At 71.8% G+C, this 16972-nt stretch carries 13 protein-coding genes; 5 read left to right on the forward strand and 8 right to left on the reverse strand.

Going from position 1 to position 16972, the window contains the following annotated elements; genetic code table 11:
- Window positions 1-9: 9 nt before the first annotated feature.
- A complete protein-coding gene (locus tag ACSRUE_RS07230) occupies window positions 10-1311 on the reverse strand; it encodes a citrate synthase (protein ID WP_437763303.1) in 1302 nt (433 codons plus the stop codon).
- 76 nt (window positions 1312-1387) lie between these two features.
- On the opposite strand from ACSRUE_RS07230, the gene ACSRUE_RS07235 reads away from it, so the two are divergent.
- The gene (locus tag ACSRUE_RS07235) at window positions 1388-2059 is read left to right on the forward strand and encodes a hypothetical protein (RefSeq protein ID WP_437769945.1); all 672 of its coding nucleotides are present in this window, start codon (window positions 1388-1390) and stop codon (window positions 2057-2059) included.
- A 78-nt stretch (window positions 2060-2137) separates the two neighbouring features.
- On the opposite strand, the gene ACSRUE_RS07240 is transcribed toward ACSRUE_RS07235, so the two are convergent.
- From ACSRUE_RS07240 to ACSRUE_RS07265, 6 genes are all read right to left on the reverse strand, one after another.
- On the reverse strand, window positions 2138-3574 hold the full coding sequence (locus tag ACSRUE_RS07240) for an ABC1 kinase family protein (protein ID WP_441290372.1): 1437 nt from the start codon (window positions 3572-3574) through the stop codon (window positions 2138-2140).
- Window positions 3575-3723: 149 nt separating this feature from the next.
- Window positions 3724-4059, reverse strand: coding sequence for an HU family DNA-binding protein (locus ACSRUE_RS07245; RefSeq protein ID WP_012240887.1), 336 nt, complete (start codon window positions 4057-4059; stop codon window positions 3724-3726).
- Between the two features lie 310 nt (window positions 4060-4369).
- Entirely contained in the window at window positions 4370-5311 is a 942-nt protein-coding gene (locus ACSRUE_RS07250; RefSeq protein ID WP_441290373.1) for an NAD(+)/NADH kinase, read from the reverse strand.
- The gene (locus ACSRUE_RS07255; RefSeq protein WP_437763306.1) at window positions 5311-5973 is read right to left on the reverse strand and encodes an NUDIX hydrolase; all 663 of its coding nucleotides are present in this window, start codon (window positions 5971-5973) and stop codon (window positions 5311-5313) included. The genes ACSRUE_RS07250 and ACSRUE_RS07255 overlap by 1 nt, the downstream gene beginning before the upstream one ends.
- 90 nt (window positions 5974-6063) lie before the next feature.
- Entirely contained in the window at window positions 6064-6804 is a 741-nt protein-coding gene (locus ACSRUE_RS07260; RefSeq protein WP_437763307.1) for a CPBP family glutamic-type intramembrane protease, read from the reverse strand.
- Complete coding sequence (locus ACSRUE_RS07265; RefSeq protein WP_441290374.1) at window positions 6804-7919, reverse strand: decaprenyl-phosphate phosphoribosyltransferase; 1116 nt, start codon at window positions 7917-7919, stop codon at window positions 6804-6806. The genes ACSRUE_RS07260 and ACSRUE_RS07265 overlap by 1 nt, the downstream gene beginning before the upstream one ends.
- A gap of 337 nt (window positions 7920-8256) precedes the next feature.
- Between ACSRUE_RS07265 and ACSRUE_RS07270 the strand changes: the two genes are divergently transcribed.
- The 3 genes from ACSRUE_RS07270 to ACSRUE_RS07280 are packed head-to-tail and all read left to right on the forward strand — an operon-like array spanning window position 8257 to window position 12621.
- Complete coding sequence (locus ACSRUE_RS07270; protein WP_437763309.1) at window positions 8257-9222, forward strand: AAA family ATPase; 966 nt, start codon at window positions 8257-8259, stop codon at window positions 9220-9222.
- 10 nt (window positions 9223-9232) lie between these two features.
- Window positions 9233-10447 (forward strand): DUF58 domain-containing protein, encoded by a 1215-nt coding sequence (locus tag ACSRUE_RS07275; protein WP_441290375.1) that lies wholly within the window; start codon window positions 9233-9235, stop codon window positions 10445-10447.
- On the forward strand, window positions 10444-12621 hold the full coding sequence (locus tag ACSRUE_RS07280) for a transglutaminase family protein (protein WP_441290376.1): 2178 nt from the start codon (window positions 10444-10446) through the stop codon (window positions 12619-12621). The genes ACSRUE_RS07275 and ACSRUE_RS07280 overlap by 4 nt, the downstream gene beginning before the upstream one ends.
- A gap of 93 nt (window positions 12622-12714) precedes the next feature.
- Here ACSRUE_RS07280 and ACSRUE_RS07285 read toward each other — a convergent pair whose 3' ends face one another.
- A complete protein-coding gene (locus ACSRUE_RS07285; RefSeq protein WP_441290377.1) occupies window positions 12715-14742 on the reverse strand; it encodes a hypothetical protein in 2028 nt (675 codons plus the stop codon).
- Window positions 14743-14876: 134 nt separating this feature from the next.
- Here ACSRUE_RS07285 and aspS point away from each other — a divergent pair, with 134 nt between their 5' ends.
- A complete protein-coding gene (aspS, locus tag ACSRUE_RS07290; protein WP_441290378.1) occupies window positions 14877-16826 on the forward strand; it encodes an aspartate--tRNA ligase in 1950 nt (649 codons plus the stop codon).
- Window positions 16827-16972: the final 146 nt, after the last annotated feature.

The raw sequence follows: 16972 nt of genomic DNA on the forward strand, positions 1-16972 counted from the left end.
CCGCCGCGGTCACTCGCGCTCGTCGAGCGGCGTGTAGTCGACGGCGTTCTCGCCGGTGTAGATCTGCCGCGGACGGCCGATCTTGCCGGTCGGGTCGTCGTTCATCTCCTTCCAGTGGGCGATCCAGCCGGGGAGGCGCCCGAGCGCGAACATGACGGTGAACATGTTCGTGGGGAAGCCGAGCGCGCGGTAGATGATGCCGCTGTAGAAGTCGACGTTCGGATAGAGCCTCCGCTCGACGAAGTACGGATCCTTCAGCGCGGTCTCCTCGAGGCGCTGCGCGATGTCGAGCAGCGGATCCTTGATGCCGAGCTTCGCCAGGATCTTGTCGGCGGCCGCCTTGATGAGGACGGCGCGCGGATCGTAGTTCTTGTACACGCGGTGGCCGAAGCCCATCAGGCGGAAGTTCGAGGTCTTGTCCTTCGCGAGCTTGACGAACTTCGAGACGTCGCCGCCGTCCGCGCGGATCGCCTCGAGCATCGTCACGACCTCCTGGTTCGCGCCGCCGTGGAGCGGGCCCCAGAGCGCGCAGATGCCAGCGGCGACCGAGGCGAAGAGGTTCGCCTTCGAGCTCCCGACGAGGCGCACCGTCGACGTCGAGCAGTTCTGCTCGTGATCGGCGTGCAGGATCAGGAGCAGGTTCAGCACCTTCACGATGTCCTCGTCGATCTCGTACGGCTCCGCCGGGACCGAGAACATCATGTTCAGGAAGTTCGCACAGTACGAGAGCGAGTTGTGCGGGTAGACGAACGGCTGGCCGATCGACTTCTTGTACGAGAACGCCGCGATCGTGCGCACCTTGGAGAGCAGCCTCGCGATGGTGATGTCGAGGTGCTCGGTGTTCTTCACGTCGATCGCTTCCGGGTAGTAGCTCGACAGGGAGAGCACCATCGCGGACAGGATCGCCATGGGGTGCGCCGTCGACGGGTAGCCGTCGAAGAAGCGCTTCATGTCCTCGTGGATCAGCGAGTGCCGGGTGAGCAGCGTGGAGAACCGGGACAGCTCGCTCTTGCTCGGCAGCTTGCCGTAGATCAGGAGGTACGAGGTCTCCACGAAGGTCGACTTCTCGCCGAGCTGCTCGATCGGGATGCCGCGGTAGCGGAGGACGCCCTTCTCCCCATCGAGGAACGTGATGGAGCTCGTGGTCGAGGCCGTATTGACGAAGGCCGGGTCGATGCAAACGTACCCGGTCTTCGAACGAAGGGACGCGACGTCGATCGCCTTCTCCCCTTCGGTGCCCGTGATCACAGGCAACTCGATCGTCTGCTCCCCACCGTTCTTCTTCAGCGTTAACTTCGCGGTCTCCTGCACGCCTCCTCCTTCCGCCGCAGCGCGGCGTAAGCTATCACGGGCCGAGGGAAGAATGCTTCCCCGAGAAAATGAGGTGATGCATTTGAGCGAGCCGGTCGTGCGGGGGGAGCTGGCCCACCACCCGGAGGCGCCTCGGTTTGCGGCCGAGGTGCGGCGAGTCCACGGGCGTTACGCCGACGAGGTTGTCGCTCGCTACCGGCTCTGCCCGTTCATGCGCGACGCCGCAACCGGATTCGGACGCTTTTACGTCCTGCTCGATCGCGAGCCCGCCCTGGAGACGGCGCTGGCGGTCATGGAGGAGGCCGACTCCGCGGTGGTGCACCTGGTTTTCCCGTGCATCCATACCCCGTCGCCCCAGTTCGAGCGCTTCGCGTCGCGCCTGGGTGAACAGCTGCGGCGGCGCTTGAGCCCCGCGCCGGTGCTGGCCGCGTTCCACCCCGAGATGGCAGGGGATGAGACGAACTCGCACCGGCTCGTCGGTCTCCTCCGACACGCGCCAGATCCGTTTGTACAAACGATTCCAGAGGGGCTGAACCATACTGGGACCGTCCTCGCAGGGGCAGGCGTCGAGCCTGCGGTCGACCCCGCCGAGGACAATTACCGGCGCCTTGAAGGGGCAGGGATCGCCGCAGTCAAGATGAGGCTCGCGGAGATCATGGCTGATCGGGACTCGAGTTATGCGCCCTTCCTCGCGCAGCTCGGGCTCACCCGCCCCGGCCCGCGCTTCAGCCCGCTCCCAACACGGTAGCGCACGGGCGAAGAGCGCAAATGAAACACCTGCGAAACGCGCGCGAAACACGTGTTGCGCGTGGTGACGGCCCTCGGCTCAATCCGCAGGCGAGCGGCGCGGCGCCGGGTCCGACCCGCCGGAGCCGGCGCCGGCCTTGGCCTCGCGCTGCGCCATCAACGGCATCAGGTACGGGAAGCCGGCCGCCATCGTATCGAGGTGGGGATCGATCTGGGCGGCCAGCCAGAAGAGGAGCACGCAGGCGCGCTCGACATAGAACCAGTCCTCCGGGTACTCGAACGACCGCATCAGCTCCTGGAGCTCACCGCGCTCCAGCTCGGGGTCCGCGAGCCGCTCCAGCTGCTCGGGGCGGGCGCGCATCAGCGCCGCCGGCGTGCGATCCCGGATCTTGAGCAGCTTCGCGAAGTAGGTCTTCACCGTCCTCTCGAGGAGCGCGTCGTTGCCGCCGGGCGCGACGAAGCCCATCTTCCGGAAGCCGCGCACGACCGCCGCGTCGTCCTGCGCGAAGATGCCCTTCAGGATGTCGAGCAGCCCGTCGATGAGCTCGTCCCGGGCCTCGCAGCTCGCGCCGAAGTCGAGGACGACGAGCCGAAAGCCGCCGCCCTCCTCCGCGCGCCGCGCGGCGACAAGGAAGTTCCCCGGGTGCGGATCGGCGTGGAAGAAGCGATCCGCGAAGAGCATCTTGTAGAAGGCCTGCACGAGCCTGAGCGCCACGTCCGAGGGCTCGATGCCCGCGCTCCGGAGCGCGTCGAGGCGGGTGATCTTGATTCCTTCCATGAAGGTCATCGTGAGCACGTCGCGCGTCGTGAGCTCGTGGATGACCTCCGGGAACGCGATGCCCGCGTCCCCCTCGAAGTTCTGCGCCATCCGCTCCATGCACGCGGCCTCGTGCAGGTAGTCGGTCTCCCGGCGGAGCAGATCGACCAGCGACTCGTGCACCCGCTCGATGTGCCCCACCGGCACGAACCGCTTGTAGACGAGGAGCGCGAGGCGCAGGACGCGCAGGTCGACGGCGATGATCCCGCGGATGCCGGGGTAGAGGAACTTGACCGCGACCTTGCGGCCGTCGCGGAGGCGCGCGACGTGGACCTGCCCGAGCGACGCGGCCGCGAGCGGCGCGCGCTCGATCGACGCGAACAGCTCGCCCGCGGAGCGGCCGAAGCTCGCGCGCAGCGCGGCCTCGAGAGCGCTGAACGGGTGCGGCGGCACCTGGTCCTGGAGCTGCTCGAGCTCCTTGCCGTAAGCACGAGGCAAGAAGCCGCCCATGATGGACAGCACCTGGCCGAGCTTGATGAAGACGCCCCGCAGCTGGAGCATGGCGCGCAGCAGGCGCCGGGCGTTGTTCTGGTCGACGCGGGCGCGGCGCGCGACGAGCCAGCGAGGCGGCTCACCCGCGGGCGAGCCGCGCCCGAGGCGCCTCGTGAACACCCGCGCGAGCCCCAGCTGAATGAGGTAGCTCGTCAGGATGACCGAGAACGCGAGCAGCGCGCGGAAGAGTCGGACAGCGAGCGTCATGTGCGGCAAAGCAGCCGCACCATGCTACCGCAGGGGCCGCGCGGGGCCAGCGATGCTCGCCCTCGCCCTCCGGCGATGGGTGAATCCGGGCGAGGGGGCCGCCGCGGGCCTCCGCCGCGCAGCGCAGCCCTCCGGCGAGCCGGGCAGGCTCAGGAGAGCGAGTCCTTGATCGCCTTGATGGGGCGGGCGCGGACCGACTTGCTGGCCGGCTTGGCCGCGAACGTCATCGGCTGCTTCGTGAAGGGGTTGATCCCCTCGCGCGCCTTGGTCGCGGGCTTCTTGACGACGCGGAACTTCGCGAAGCCGGGCATCGTGAAGATGCCGTTCTTCTTGAGCTCCTTGTACGCGATGTCGGTCAGCGACTCGAGGATCGCCTTGACCTGCTTGCGCGAGATCTCGTTCTCGTTGGCCTCGACCACCGCGTTGATCAGCGCGCTCTTGCTGAGCGACGTGCTCTTCTTCCCATCCGCCTTCTTGGCCGCCATGTTCATTCCTCCTGAGGTTTGTGCCCTCTTGCGGGCCAAAGGAACCACAACGGCCGCCGCAGATCCAGTGTCGAATCGTCGATCGGAGCTACAAAAGAAGGGGTTTCATGCCCCGGGGGGCGCGCCGCTCCGCCGGAGGGACGGCCGGGGGGCCCTGGCGCGGGCCGCCAAATCCGCGGGAAAACAGCTCAAATCGACCCGTCTTCGGGCCTCGCGCGCCCGCCGCGAGGGAGGTCGCATGCCGGGCGCTCGACGTAGGAGATCACCCGAACCCCTTCCGTTGAAGGCGATCCCGGTCGCCCGGCCGGCCCTAGCGGCGGCTCGCCGCCGAGCCCGCGCCCCACTTCCTCTTGGCGGAGAGGCCGAGGATCGTCAGCGACTGGGGCGCCTGCGCGAACTCGATGACGTCGCCGAAGCCGACGCTGACCGAGTGGATCGGGCCGTCGAAGAAGAGCTTCGCGTCGTGCGTCTTGCTGCGCACGACGAGCGAGGCGCCCGGCTGGATCAGGGCGTGACGGAGGCGGTACTCCTCGCCGTGGGGGGTGTAGGGCTCGCGGACGACGAGCTGGAGCCGCTTCGACGTGAGCGGCAGGACGCGCCCGCCCGCGGAGCGCTGCGCGGCCGTTGACCCGGCCGCAGGACCGATCCAGAAGCCGCTCGACTTCTGCTCCTCCTCGGCCCGGCCGAGCCGGAGCACGTAACGCGACGTGGCCGCGGGGGAGACGTGGCAGAAGAGCGCGTCGTTCAGGACGCGCGCCGTGGCGAGCTTGTCGTTCACCGTGACCTGCATGCGGGTGAGCACGGTGCTGCGGAGCGAGCCGCTCAGCGCCCCCGCGATCGCGTCCGCCGCGTCGCGGCTCGTCGCGCCGCAGAAGAAGCCGACGGAGTGCCCAGGCGCGCTGTTGATGCCGAGGATCGGCACGTCGCCGACGTTGTGGGACGCGCTGAGGAGCGTCCCGTCGCCGCCGACCGTGATCACGAGGTCGAGCTCGCTCGCGTCGAAGGACTGCGCCGCGCTGGCGACGACATCGATCTGGACCCCGAGGTCGTCGAGCGCCGCCTCGACCTCGCGCACGGTCTGCTCGTGCGCCTCGTGCGACGCCTTGAGGCGCGCGACGGCGGAGTCGCCGGCCTCGATGAGCCGCGTGATGCGCGGGTCCTTCCGCTCCTCGCGGTAAATCTTCCAGGCGGAGCGCTTCACGACGAGCGCGACGCGGGGCGGACGCCGTGGCGCGGGGGATCGTTCCGCCATCAGAGCTCCGCGAGGCGCCGGAGCGCCACCTCCGTCTTCGCGTCCTCGATCACGCCGCGCCGGGTGAGCTCGAGCGCCTCGTCGAGCGGGACCGCCGCGATGGCCGCGAACCGCTCGAGGGGGGAGCCGTCCTCGAGCGGCGTCCCCTGGCGAGCCGGGTCGACCTCGACATGAAAGAAGAAATGCCGCTCGCCCACCATGCCCGGCGCCGGGAACGTCGACGGGCCGAGCGGGCGGAGGTCCGACGGAGGCACGTCGAAGCCGACCTCCTCGAGCAGCTCGCGCGCGGCGGAGCGCTGCAGGCCCTCCGGGCTGCGCTCGTCGAGCTCGACGAGCCCGGCGGGCAGCTCCCAGATCGCGCCGAGCGTCGGCGCCTCCGGGATGGGCCACGCCTCGGGCGGGCGGGTCGCGGCCGGAGGCCGGAGCGCCGAGCGGAGGAAGACGCGACGGCGCCCGTCCGCGCCGCGGTAGTGCGGGGCGATCACCACCGCGTCGAGGCGCGCGCGATCGACGCTGTCGTAGGTGAACGGGTCGCTCAGCGACCCGTCCGGGAACTCGACGCGGAACACCTGGCGTCGCACGTTGAGGAAACCAGGGCCGTCCAGCGAGGGGATCGTCCGGACCAGCTTGAGCGCGAGCTTCGGGAAGGGAGGTAGCCGCATGCGTGGAGGCGCAAAGCATAGCGCCAAACGGCCGCGGATCGCGATGTGCCTCGTCCCCGCGCTCGCCGCGCGCTCGGGGCGGCCTCGGGCTCAGCGGAGCACGAGGACCCAGACGTCGTAGAGCGCGTGGGTCCAGACGGCCGGCGCGAAGCCGCGGAAGACGTAGATCGCCGTGAGAACGAGCCCGCACACCATGCGGAACACGAAGGAGGGGAGGTTCCAGGGGTCGCCCAGCGACCCGACATAGTGCCAGCCGGAGAAGACGGCGGCGGCCACGACCGCCCAGCCGGCCATCAGCACCACCCCCTGGACCCCCCTGCCGAAGAAGAACTTGATCCCGAGCGCGCCCAGCCCGTAGAGGCCGGCGCGGAAGGCGATCTCCTCGTAGAAGCCCGCGCCGAGCGACATCACGACCCCGGTGAAGATGTCGTTCGACGCGGCGGGCGGGCCGAGCCGGAGGGAGCCGACCACATAGGCGCCGGCGAAGCGCATCAGGATGGCGTAGAGCGCGCCCTCGACGGCGAGCAGCGCGAAGCGCCTCGTCTGGAGGGCGTGGCCGCGGCCGAGGATGGAAAGGACGAGGACGAACGCGGCGCCGACGGCGACGGTGAGGCCCGCGTAGAGCGGGAGGCTGTGCTTGGCCAGCGCGCGGAGCTCGGCGGTGACCGGATCCGCCGCGTTGCGGATGGGGAGGAAGGCGACGCCGAGGTGATACAGGACGAAGATCGGCATCGTCAGCGCGAGATCGGTCAGCGCATCGCTCTTCGCGGTGGGCTTGCCGCCGGCAGGGGCCGCCCCCGGCCGGGCGAGCTCCGGTCCGGCGCCGAGCATCAGGACGGCCTCAGGCGGTACACGATCACCAGCACCTCCGCCGACCACATGACGACGTTCAGCACGAAGGGCGTGTCCCGGAGGATCTCCTGGGTGGGGCTCTCCGACCTCGCGCTGCCGGCCACGAGCTGGAGAAACCGGATCCCGCCGAAGAGCGGGTGGATCGCCGTGAGCCAGAGGTACGGGTTCTGGAAGAACCGCTGCGTGTCGTGGTCGAGCGTGTACGCCAGGTAGGTGGCGAAGGTGGCGAGGCCCGTCACGGCGAGCGCCGCGGTCAGGGCGGAAGCCGAGTAGCCGTCGAGCGCCGCGCGCTGCTTCGAGGCGTTGACCGAGGCGAGCTCGTGGCGGCGCTTGCCGAAGCCGAGGAAGAGCGCGAGCAGCGCGGTGCAGGCGATCATGAAGCCGGAGAGCGGCGTCCTCGTCGCGAAGCCGCCCGCGAGCACGCGCAGCACGAAGAAGATCGCGATGCAGCCGACGTCGAGGTAGGCGATCTTCTTGAGCCGGAACGAGTAGGCGACGTTGAGGACGTAGTAGCTGGCGGCGACGACCGCGAAGAGCGGCGGGCCGAGCAGGCTCGCGCCGAGCGCGATGACCGCAAGGCCGACCGCCATGGCCTTGGCGACCGGGATCGGCACGCGGCCCGAGGCGATCGGCCGGAAGCGCTTGACCGGGTGGACCCGATCGGCCTCGACGTCGACGATGTCGTTCAGGATGTAGACGGCGCCGGCGAGCAGGCAGAAGATCGCGAAGGCCCCGACCGCGCTCATGATGATCGAGGGGTGGGTCAGGTGCTTGGCGAACACCACGGGGGCGAGGACGAAGAGGTTCTTCACCCACTGGTGGGGCCGCATCGCGCGGATCATCCCGCGCACACGCCAGAGCAGCGTCCCCCTGGGCGAGTCGGGCAACAGGGGCGGCTGCGCTATCAAGCCGCCCGAGGGGGGCCCGCTCTCCGGCGGGCGGGAGCTCGGCACGGCGGCGCTCCGCGGCGGCGCCGACGGAGGCTTGCCGGCGGGGACGGAGCTCATCGACGCGGGCGAGCCGCCCTGCTCGGCAGGCGCCGGCGCGCCCGCATCGGGGCGAGCCTCGGCGCCGGGCGCCTCCTGATCAGGCAAGCCTGCGGCACTGTTGCGAAAAAAGGGCCCCGAGGCGGTCACGGCGCGCGGAGCATACTCGGGCGCCCTGGTCCCGGCCATTCCGCGGCAAGTTAAAAGCACAGCGGGCGCTGGCGCCCGAAGCCGACGAAACCGACGAAACCGACGACACCGAGCGCCGGCGGCATCGCCGAAGCCCCTCAGACCACGAACCGGGAAGAACGTGGCGCAGCGCACCCGGTCCGGCGACCTCGCGGTGAGGTCGCGAATCTGGCTTCGCACCCGCTAGCCCGGCTCGTGGAACGCAAAATGCGCATCCCCGCAGGCGCGCCGTGACCTCGTGCTACCATCGCCCCCGATGACATCAGCGCTCTCGGTCGCGCGTGAAGCTTCGCCTCTTCTCCTGAAGCTTCGCTCTGCCGTGGAGCAGGCCCTCGAAGGGAAGCCAGAGGCGGTCGAGCTGGCGCTCATCGCGCTGCTCGCCCGGGGCCATGTCCTCATCGAGGACGTCCCCGGCGTCGGCAAGACGACGCTGGCCCGAGCGCTGGCCAAGGCCGTGGGGGGCGAGCTCCGTCGCGTTCAGTTCACCAGCGATCTCCTGCCGAGCGACGTCCTCGGGGTCAGCGTCTTCGACCAGCGGCTCGGGCAGTTCGTCTTCCGGCAGGGGCCGATCTTCGCGAACGTGCTGCTCGCCGACGAGATCAACCGGGCGAGCCCCCGGACGCAGTCGGCGCTGCTCGAGGCGATGAACGAGGGGCAGGTGTCCATCGAGGGGACGGCGACGCCGCTGCCGTACCCCTTCTTCGTGCTCGCGACCCAGAACCCGCAGGATTTCGCCGGCACGTTCCCGCTGCCGGAGTCGCAGCTCGACCGGTTCATGGTGCGGATCCGGATCGGGTACCCGCCGCCGCAGGTGGAGATGCGGCTGCTCCTCCAGGGCGGCGAGCCCGACCGGGCGCGGAACGTGCCGCAGATCATCGACCCGGCCCAGCTCGTCGCCCTGCAGCGCGAGGTCGATCGCGTCGAGCTCGACTCGTCGCTCGCGACCTACCTGCAGGCGGTGCTCACGGCCACGCGGTCGAGCCCGACCCTCTCGCTGGGCGCATCGCCGCGCGCCGGCATGAACCTGGCGCGCGCGGCCCGGGGGCGCGCGGTCCTTCACGGGCGCTCGTACTGTATCGCGGACGACATCCACAACCTTGCGGTGGCCGTGCTGGCGCACCGGGTCCGGCTCTCGGCCCACGCGGAGGGCTACATGCCGACCCGCGACGAGTGCGAGGCGGCGGTGCGCGACCTCGTGGCGCGGGTGCCGGTCCCCCTCTGAGGGGTGGGCGATGGGCGCAGAGGACAGGGAGCGGGGATCTCTCAGCGGCAGCTCCCGCGGCGCCGAGCGCGCCGGCGCAGCGGCGAGGAGCGCCGCCCGGCCGAGCAAGCCGAGGCGCGACAGGCCGCTGGTCGAGCAGCGCCCGCTGCTGCCCCAGCGCGGGGACAGGGCGTCGTTGTGGACGAGGGTCCTGCTCTTCCTGAGGCCGCCCCGGAAGCTCAAGTTCACCCGGGAAGGAAAGTACTACCTCGGGATCACGCTGGGCGTCGGCTTCGCGGCGATCAACACGGGCAACAACCTCCTCTACCTGCTGCTCGGGATGCTGCTGTCGCTGATCGTCGTCTCCGGCGTGATGAGCGACCTGTCGCTGCAGCACCTCACGGTGACCCGGCGGCTCCCGGCCCGCGCCCAGGTGGGCCGGGCTCACCTCGTCGAGATCGAGGTCTACAACCACAAGAAGCGCGTGCCGTCGTACGCGATCGAGGTCGAGGATCTGCGCGCCGGCCAGCCGGCCGACAAGCGCTGCTTCTTCCTGAAGATCAGCCCCTCCAGCGCGCAGGTGGCCGCGTACCGGCGGACGCCGGCGAGGCGCGGCCGCGACCGGCACACCGGATTCCGCATCGCGACCCGCTTTCCCTTCGGGCTGTTCGAGAAATCGAGAGAGGTCGAGGCCGAGGGCGACCTCATCATCTACCCCGCGGTCGATCCGGTCCGGCTCCCCGTCGAGGACGCGGGCCGGCGCGAGGGCGGCGCGAGCCTCAGCGGGCGCGGGGGCGGCGACGAGACCTTCGGCCTCCGGCCGATGCGCGAGGGGGACGATCCGCGCGACATCTACTGGAAGAAGAGCACGATGCGCGATCAGCTGGTGCTGCGCGAGCGCACCCGCGAGACGCGGCCGGACGTGCAGATCGTCGTCGACACGGTGCGCCCCGCCGGGGAGGGCGACGCGTTCGCGCCGACCTTCGAGCGCAGGATCCGCGAGGCGGCGTCGCGCGCCGTCGCCCACATCAAGCGCGGCGACGCCGTGGTCGTCGCGACGACGCTGGGCGAGCGGGTGCGCGGCGACCGCAACATCGGCTCCGACGCGATCCTCCGCTTCCTGGCGCTGCTCGATGCGGTCGACGACGGTCGGGCGCCCGAGCGCGGCGCCCGCGCGCCGCTGCGCCAGGGATCGAGCCCGAGCAGCGGTGAGCGCCGCGCCGGCGCGCCGAGGAGCGCGTCGTGAGGTTCGGGATGGTGCACCGGGTCATGACCGACGCGCTCGCGGCGCTCGGCGTGATCGCCCTCGTCGCGAGCGGGCAGTTCAACCGCTACGTGAGCTGGGCGATCCTCATCTGCCTCGGGCTCGCGCTCGTCGTGCGCGAGTCGTGGCAGCGGCACCCGGCGCTCCGCCACCTCGACACGGGCATCCTGCTGGCCGTCATCGCCGTCCAGGTGGTCCGCATCGTCGCCACCGACGCGAGCGTGCTCGACGTGCTCGTGGAGTTCGCCGCCGCGCTGCAGATCATCCGGCTCGCGACGCGCAAAGGGGCGGCGCACGACCAGCAGGTCATCGTGCTCGCGCTGCTGCACCTCATCGCCGGGACCGTCCTCGGCGGCGGCATCGGCTACGGGCTGTGCTTCCTGGGGGTGCTCGTCGTCGCGCCGGGCGCGCTCGTGCTCAGCCACCTGCGGCGCGAGGTCGAGGGCAACTACCGGCAGGGGGCGCGCGACCGGACGGGGCTGCCCGTGGACGTGCCGCGCATCCTGCGCTCGAGGCGGGTCGTCGGGCGCTCGTTCCTGGCCGTCACCTGCCTGCTCTCGGTCCCGATCTTCGCCTTCACGGCGCTCCTGTTCGTGATCTTCCCGCGCGTCGGGCTCTCGCTGCTCCTGCTCAACCGCGGCCACACCGGGCGGATGATCGGCTTCTCCGGCAAGGTCGACCTCGGCGCGGTCGGCGTGCTGCGCAGCGACCCCAAGCTGGCGATGCGGGTCGAGATCCCCGAGCTCCCGGACCCGCCGCCCCCGCGCCTCACCATGCACCTGCGCGGCACCGCGCTCGACGCGTACGACGGCCGCACCTGGACCCAGAGCGAGACGTTCAAGCGCCCCTCGGAGAGCGACGGGGGGCTCGTGCCGCTCGAGCGGTACCCGGACCCGGCGGTCGACCCGGTGATGCGCATCGATCTCGAGCCGATCGATCCGCCGGTGATCTTCCTCCCGCCGAACGCGACGGGGCTCCGGCTCAAGCACCGCGGGCAGCTCGGGATCGACGCAGGCACGATGGCCCACCGCGGGCCGGAGGGGGAGCTCAGGTACCAGCCCACGGACGATCGCGGGCTGGTCTACGACGTCTTCCTGTCGCGGAAGCGGGCGCCGACCTTCCAGCGCCTCCCGGGCGCCGAGCGGCGGCGCTACCTGGCGCTCCCGAGGGATCTGCCGTCGCGCGTCGTCGATCTCGCGCACCGGTGGACGCAAGGCGTGGATCGCCCTGCCGATCGGGCGCGGACGATCCAGGAGCACCTGCGCACGGAGTACCGGTACGACCTTGCGTCGCCGTCGGGCGCGGACCCGCAGCCGCTCGATCATTTCCTGTTCGAGTCGAAGCGCGGGCACTGCGAGTTCTACTCGACGGCGATGGCCATCCTGCTGCGCGCGGTGGACGTCCCGACGCGCAACGTGACCGGCTTCGTCGGCGGCACCTACAACCGCTTCGGCCGGTTCTATGCGGTGCGCCAGGGCGACGCCCACTCGTGGGTCGAGGTGTACCTCGACGGCGAGGGGTGGATGACGTTCGACCCGACGCCGCCGGCCGACGCGGCGCCGAAGAGCGAGCTGGTCGGGGCCTGGGCGTACCTCCGCGATTTCATCGAGGCGTCGAGCCAGCGCTGGGACAGGCACGTCGTCGGCTACGACCTGAACCAGCAGGTGGGCCTGCTCCAGACGCTGACGTCGCGCTACCGGAGGAGGTCCGGATCGAGCGGCGACCTCGCGCTGGCGCGCCCGCCGATCCTCGCCGTCGCCGCCGTCGCGCTCGCGCTGGGCGGCGGCGTGCTCTACTGGCGCTTCCGCCGCACGCGCCGCGGGCGCGAGGAGCGCCGCGCGGACGCCGGGCGCACGCCGAGCGCGATCCTGGCGACGGCGCTCTACGAGAGCCTGGAGGCCGCCATGCTCGTCCAGGGCGTGCCGCGCCCGCCCAGCCTGCCGCCGCTGCGCCACGCCGAGGCGCTGGAGCTCGCGGAGCACCCGCTGGCGCGCGAGATCCTGACGCTCACGCAGGTCTACCTGCGCGCCCGCTTCGGCGGGGCGACGCTCACGGAGGACGACAGCCGCGACTTCGAGCGGCGGGTCAAGGCGCTGCGCGGGGCGGACCGGCGGGCGCGCGCCGCGGGCGAGAGCGGGCTCGCCGCGTCGCACTGAGCGCGGCCGAGGAGACGAGCGGCGCGCCCGGAGCCGCGGCGCGCGGGCCACGCGGGTCGCGCCGCGCGCGCTGCGCCAGCCGCGCGGACCGCATCAACGGCGGCGCAAAGGTCGCTTCGCGATGAACGCCTGACGGATGCCGGCGACGGCGCGGCGGCTCGGGCCGCCGGAGATGAACGGATCCTGGGGCGCGAGCTCGCCCAGCCGGTCGACGAACGACTGCGCCACGACGCGCTCGCCGAGCAGGCTGACGACGTCCGACTGGCTTCGCATCGTGGACGCGAGGACGGCCGCCGTCGACGTGTCCGGCACCGCGGCGATCGAGAGCGACTCCAGCACGCGCCGGAGCGGCACGATCGACTGCGCCGTCGCCAGCTTGCGATCCGAGGCGCCGAGCGGCTGCGGGGCGTACTCGAGCCAGATGCCGGCGACGTTCAGGTGGCTGAGCAGCTTCTTCGACCAGCGCGGATCGAGCTCCACGTGGAGCGGCCGGACGTCGGCCAGCGTGGAGAGGGCGAACTCGCCGGGCTCGCCCGCGAGCGCGAAGTCGCGCAGGAGCGGCGCGAGCTTGCGCTCGTCGGCGAGCAGGCTCGCGGCGACGTGGCCGCGATCGAGCAGCGGGATCGGGACCACGAGGACGTCCGGCCGCTCGCCGCGCGTGATCCGCGCCGCCCACACCCGCCACGTGATCGCCGGGGATCGCACGAGGATCGCGGACCCGGGATCGAGGCGCCCGTACGCCTCGTCCGTCCAGACCTCGGCGGCGGTCTGCTCGCTCCGATCGGCGGCGAAGCCTGCCTCCTCGCTCGTCAGCGCGACCAGCGTCAGCTGGAAGACGACGAGCAGCGCCGCGCCGCTCCGCGAGAACGGCACGCGCGTGTGGAGCAGCGCCCGCACCGCGGCGTGCGCCCCGAGCGCCGAGCCGACGGCGATCGCCGCGACAGCGAGCGAGCGCAGGGGGGTGAGCGGATCCGCGGAGAGCACGCCGGCGGCCCGCGCGGGCAGGAGGGTGTCGAGCGCGAGCAGGACGAGGAAGGGCGCGACGAGCCACCGCGCGCGCGGGCGCAGGAGCGAGAGCGAGAGCCCGGCCGCGGCGATGAGCAGGGAGACGACGCCGATCTCGCGGCTCCACGCGGCGAGCGCCGTGGTGCGGGCGCTCGCGACGTCGAGGGCGGCGAGGCTGCCGGCCGTGAGCGCGCGGCCGATGTCGGCCCAGGCGCGCGGCGCGATCGGCCTGAGCGCGAGCGGCGCGAGCAGGAGCGCGGCCGTGAGCGCCCCCGCGCCGGCGGCGGCGCCCAGCAAGCGCCGGGGCGGGCCGCCGGCCGAGGTCTCGGCGGGGCGACCGCCCGCGCGCTGGGCGCCGCCGCGCGCGAGGAACATCGCGTACGACGCCGCGAGAGCGGCGAGGCCGGCGGGGGGGCTCTCGGCGAACGTGGCCCCGAGGAGCGCGCCGAGCGCGATCCACGCGCGCCCGGCGTGCCGCGCCTGCTCGGCGCACGTCGACGCGAGCGCGAGCGTCACGAGCGCGCAGCAGGTGGCGATCATGGCGCCGCCGCCGACCGTCGCCTCGCGCTGCCAGGTCGGCGACAGGGCCGCCGTGAGGACGGCGATCGCGGAGAGCACCGAGGCGAGCCGCGGGCTCACGGCGCCGCCGGGCGCGTCCGGCGCGGCGGGCGTGGATCCCGCGCCGGCGGGGGTCGGCTCGGCTGCGCCGCCGCGGAGCTTGCGCCAGAGCGAGAGCCCCGGGAGGGGCGCAGGCCGCGCGGACTCCAGGAGGAGGCGGCGGACCATCCCGTAGAGCAGGCGCGACGCGAGCGCGAGCGCGAGCGCCGATCCGAGGGCGGTACGGAAGGTGCGGGAGCCCAGCGGGAGCAGGCTCAGCGCCTGCGAGAGCGCCGTCGACAGGCCGCCGCCCACGCCGACCGCGACGAGGCCGAGGTCCCGGACGGCCGTGAGATCTTCCCGCCATTGCCCGGAAGAGGCGGCGCGGGAGAGCGACAGCCCGAAGGGCAGCGCGGCCGACAGCAAGGCGAGCGACCGATCGAGCCAGCAGCGTTTCTCTCCGGAGCCCACCGAGCGGCCATGCCAGATCGGCCGCGGCCGGGCCAAGTTCCGGCGCACCCCGGCGCCGTCGCCTCGCAGGCGGCGCGCGCGCGGCGCCGATCCGCGGGCGCAGGGCGCGGAGGATACGGAGAGGCGGTGAGCGGCGACCTGGGCTAGAGTCGCCCCTCCCACGGAAAATCGGAGGTCGGCTCGTGTCCCGTTTCATCGATGAGCTCAAGAGGACGCACCGCTGCGGCGATCTGCGCGAGGCGGACATCGGCAAGGAGGTCGTGCTGTTCGGCTGGGTCGCGCGGCGCCGCGATCACGGCGGCTGCATCTTCATCGACCTCCGCGACCGCACCGGCGTGACGCAGATCGTCTTCGATCGCAGCTACCTCGGAGCGATCAGGAAGCACGGCCTGAACGCGGAGGAGAAGGACCTCGTCGACGCGCACGCCGCCGCCGAGAAGGCCCGGTCCGAGTGGGTCGTCGGCGTCCGGGGCGTCGTGGTCAGCCGCGAAGGCAACGTGAACGACAAGATCGACACGGGGGCCATCGAGGTCTGGGTCGCCGAGGCGACGATCTTCAACAGGGCGGAGACGCCGCCGTTCGAGATCGCGGACGAGATCGAGACGCGCGAGGAGATCCGCCTGCAGCACCGCTACCTCGACCTGCGCCGCGCCCCGCTCCAGCGGGCGCTGCGGATGCGCCACGAGATCAACCGGGCGACGCGGAATTACCTGTCGGACAAGGGCTGCCTCGAGCTCGAGACGCCCTTCCTCGTGAAGTACACGCCGGGCGGGGCGCGCAACTTCCTCGTCCCGTCGCGGATCTCGGCCGGCAAGTTCTACGCGCTCGCCGAGAGCCCGCAGCTCTACAAGCAGCTCTTCATGGTCGCGGGCTTCGACCGCTACTTCCAGATCGTGAAGTGCTTCCGGGACGAGGACCTGCGCATCGACCGGCAGCCGGAGTTCACCCAGATCGACGTCGAGCTGTCGTTCGTGAACCAGGACGACGTCTTCGGGCTGATGGAGGGGCTCGTCTTCGCGGTGTTCAAGGCCGCCCTCGGCAAGGACCTCGCCGAGCTCTACCCGACGGGCCGCTTCCCGCGCATGCCGTACGCCGAGTCGATGCGCCGCTTCGGCAACGACAAGCCCGACCTCCGCTTCGGGATCGAGCACACCGACCTCACGGACCTCATCATCGAGCACAACGGCGGCGGGGTGCCGTTCTGGGTCGAGCTCGCCGAGAAGTTCAAGTCGGGCAAGCTGCGGCGCGACCTGCCGGCCGAGATCGTGAAGGGGCTCGTGATCCCGGCGAGCGCCAACCTGTCCCGCCAGCAGACCGAGGACCTCGAGAAGGGGCTCCGCGACGTGAAGGGCTTCCGCGGCCTCGCGCGCGCCAAGCTCGCCGAGGACGGCTCGTGGACGCAGTCGCCGCTCACGAAGTCGATCACGCCGGAGCTCCGGCAGAAGCTGAACGAGGCGCTCGGCGCCAAGCCGGGCGACGTCCTCTGCTTCCAGTTCGGCAAGGAAGCCGTGGTGCACACCGTGATGGCGAAGCTCCGCATCGACGTCGCGAAGAAGATGGGGCTCATCCCGGAGTACGGGCATGGCGACCAGTGGAGGTTCCTCTGGGTGACGAACCCACCTCTGTTCGAGTTCGACGAGGACACGGGGCGCTGGGCCGCCGCGCACCACGCGTTCACGCGGCCGATCGACGAGCACGTCCCGCTCCTCGAGAGCGATCCGGCGCGCGTGGAGTGTTACCGTTACGATCTCGTGCTGAACGGGTTCGAGATCGGCGGCGGCTCGATCCGGCTGCACGATCCCGAGGTGCAGGCGCGCGTCTTCAAGACGCTGGGCATCGACGAGAGCGACGCGCGCGACAAGTTCGGGTTCCTCCTGGACGCGCTCCGCAGCGGGGCGCCCCCGCACGGCGGCATCGCGCTCGGCATGGACCGGCTCGCGATGCTGCTCAGCGGCGCGCCGACGCTCAGGGACGTCATCCCGTTCCCGAAGACCAACCAGGGCACGGATCAGATGACGGGCGCGCCCGTGCTCGTCGACGCCGCGCAGCTCGCCGAGCTTCACGTGAAGACGGCGGTCGCGGCCGCGGAGACCCGGCAGGGCGGGACGGGCACCGGCAGCGCCGGCGCCTGACGCCAGCCCCCGGAGGACACGCGCGCGATCGGATGCACCTCCGGCGGCGGCGGTGATGGTGGTGCGGCGGCGCGGCGGGCCTCTCGCCGCGCGCGCGGCGGAGACCGCGACCGCGCTCGCTGTGCCCTGCCTCGCCGCGCGTGGCC

Source organism: Sorangium sp. KYC3313 (assembly GCF_052075895.1).
Taxonomy (GTDB): domain Bacteria; phylum Myxococcota_A; class Polyangia; order Polyangiales; family Polyangiaceae; genus Sorangium; species Sorangium cellulosum_B.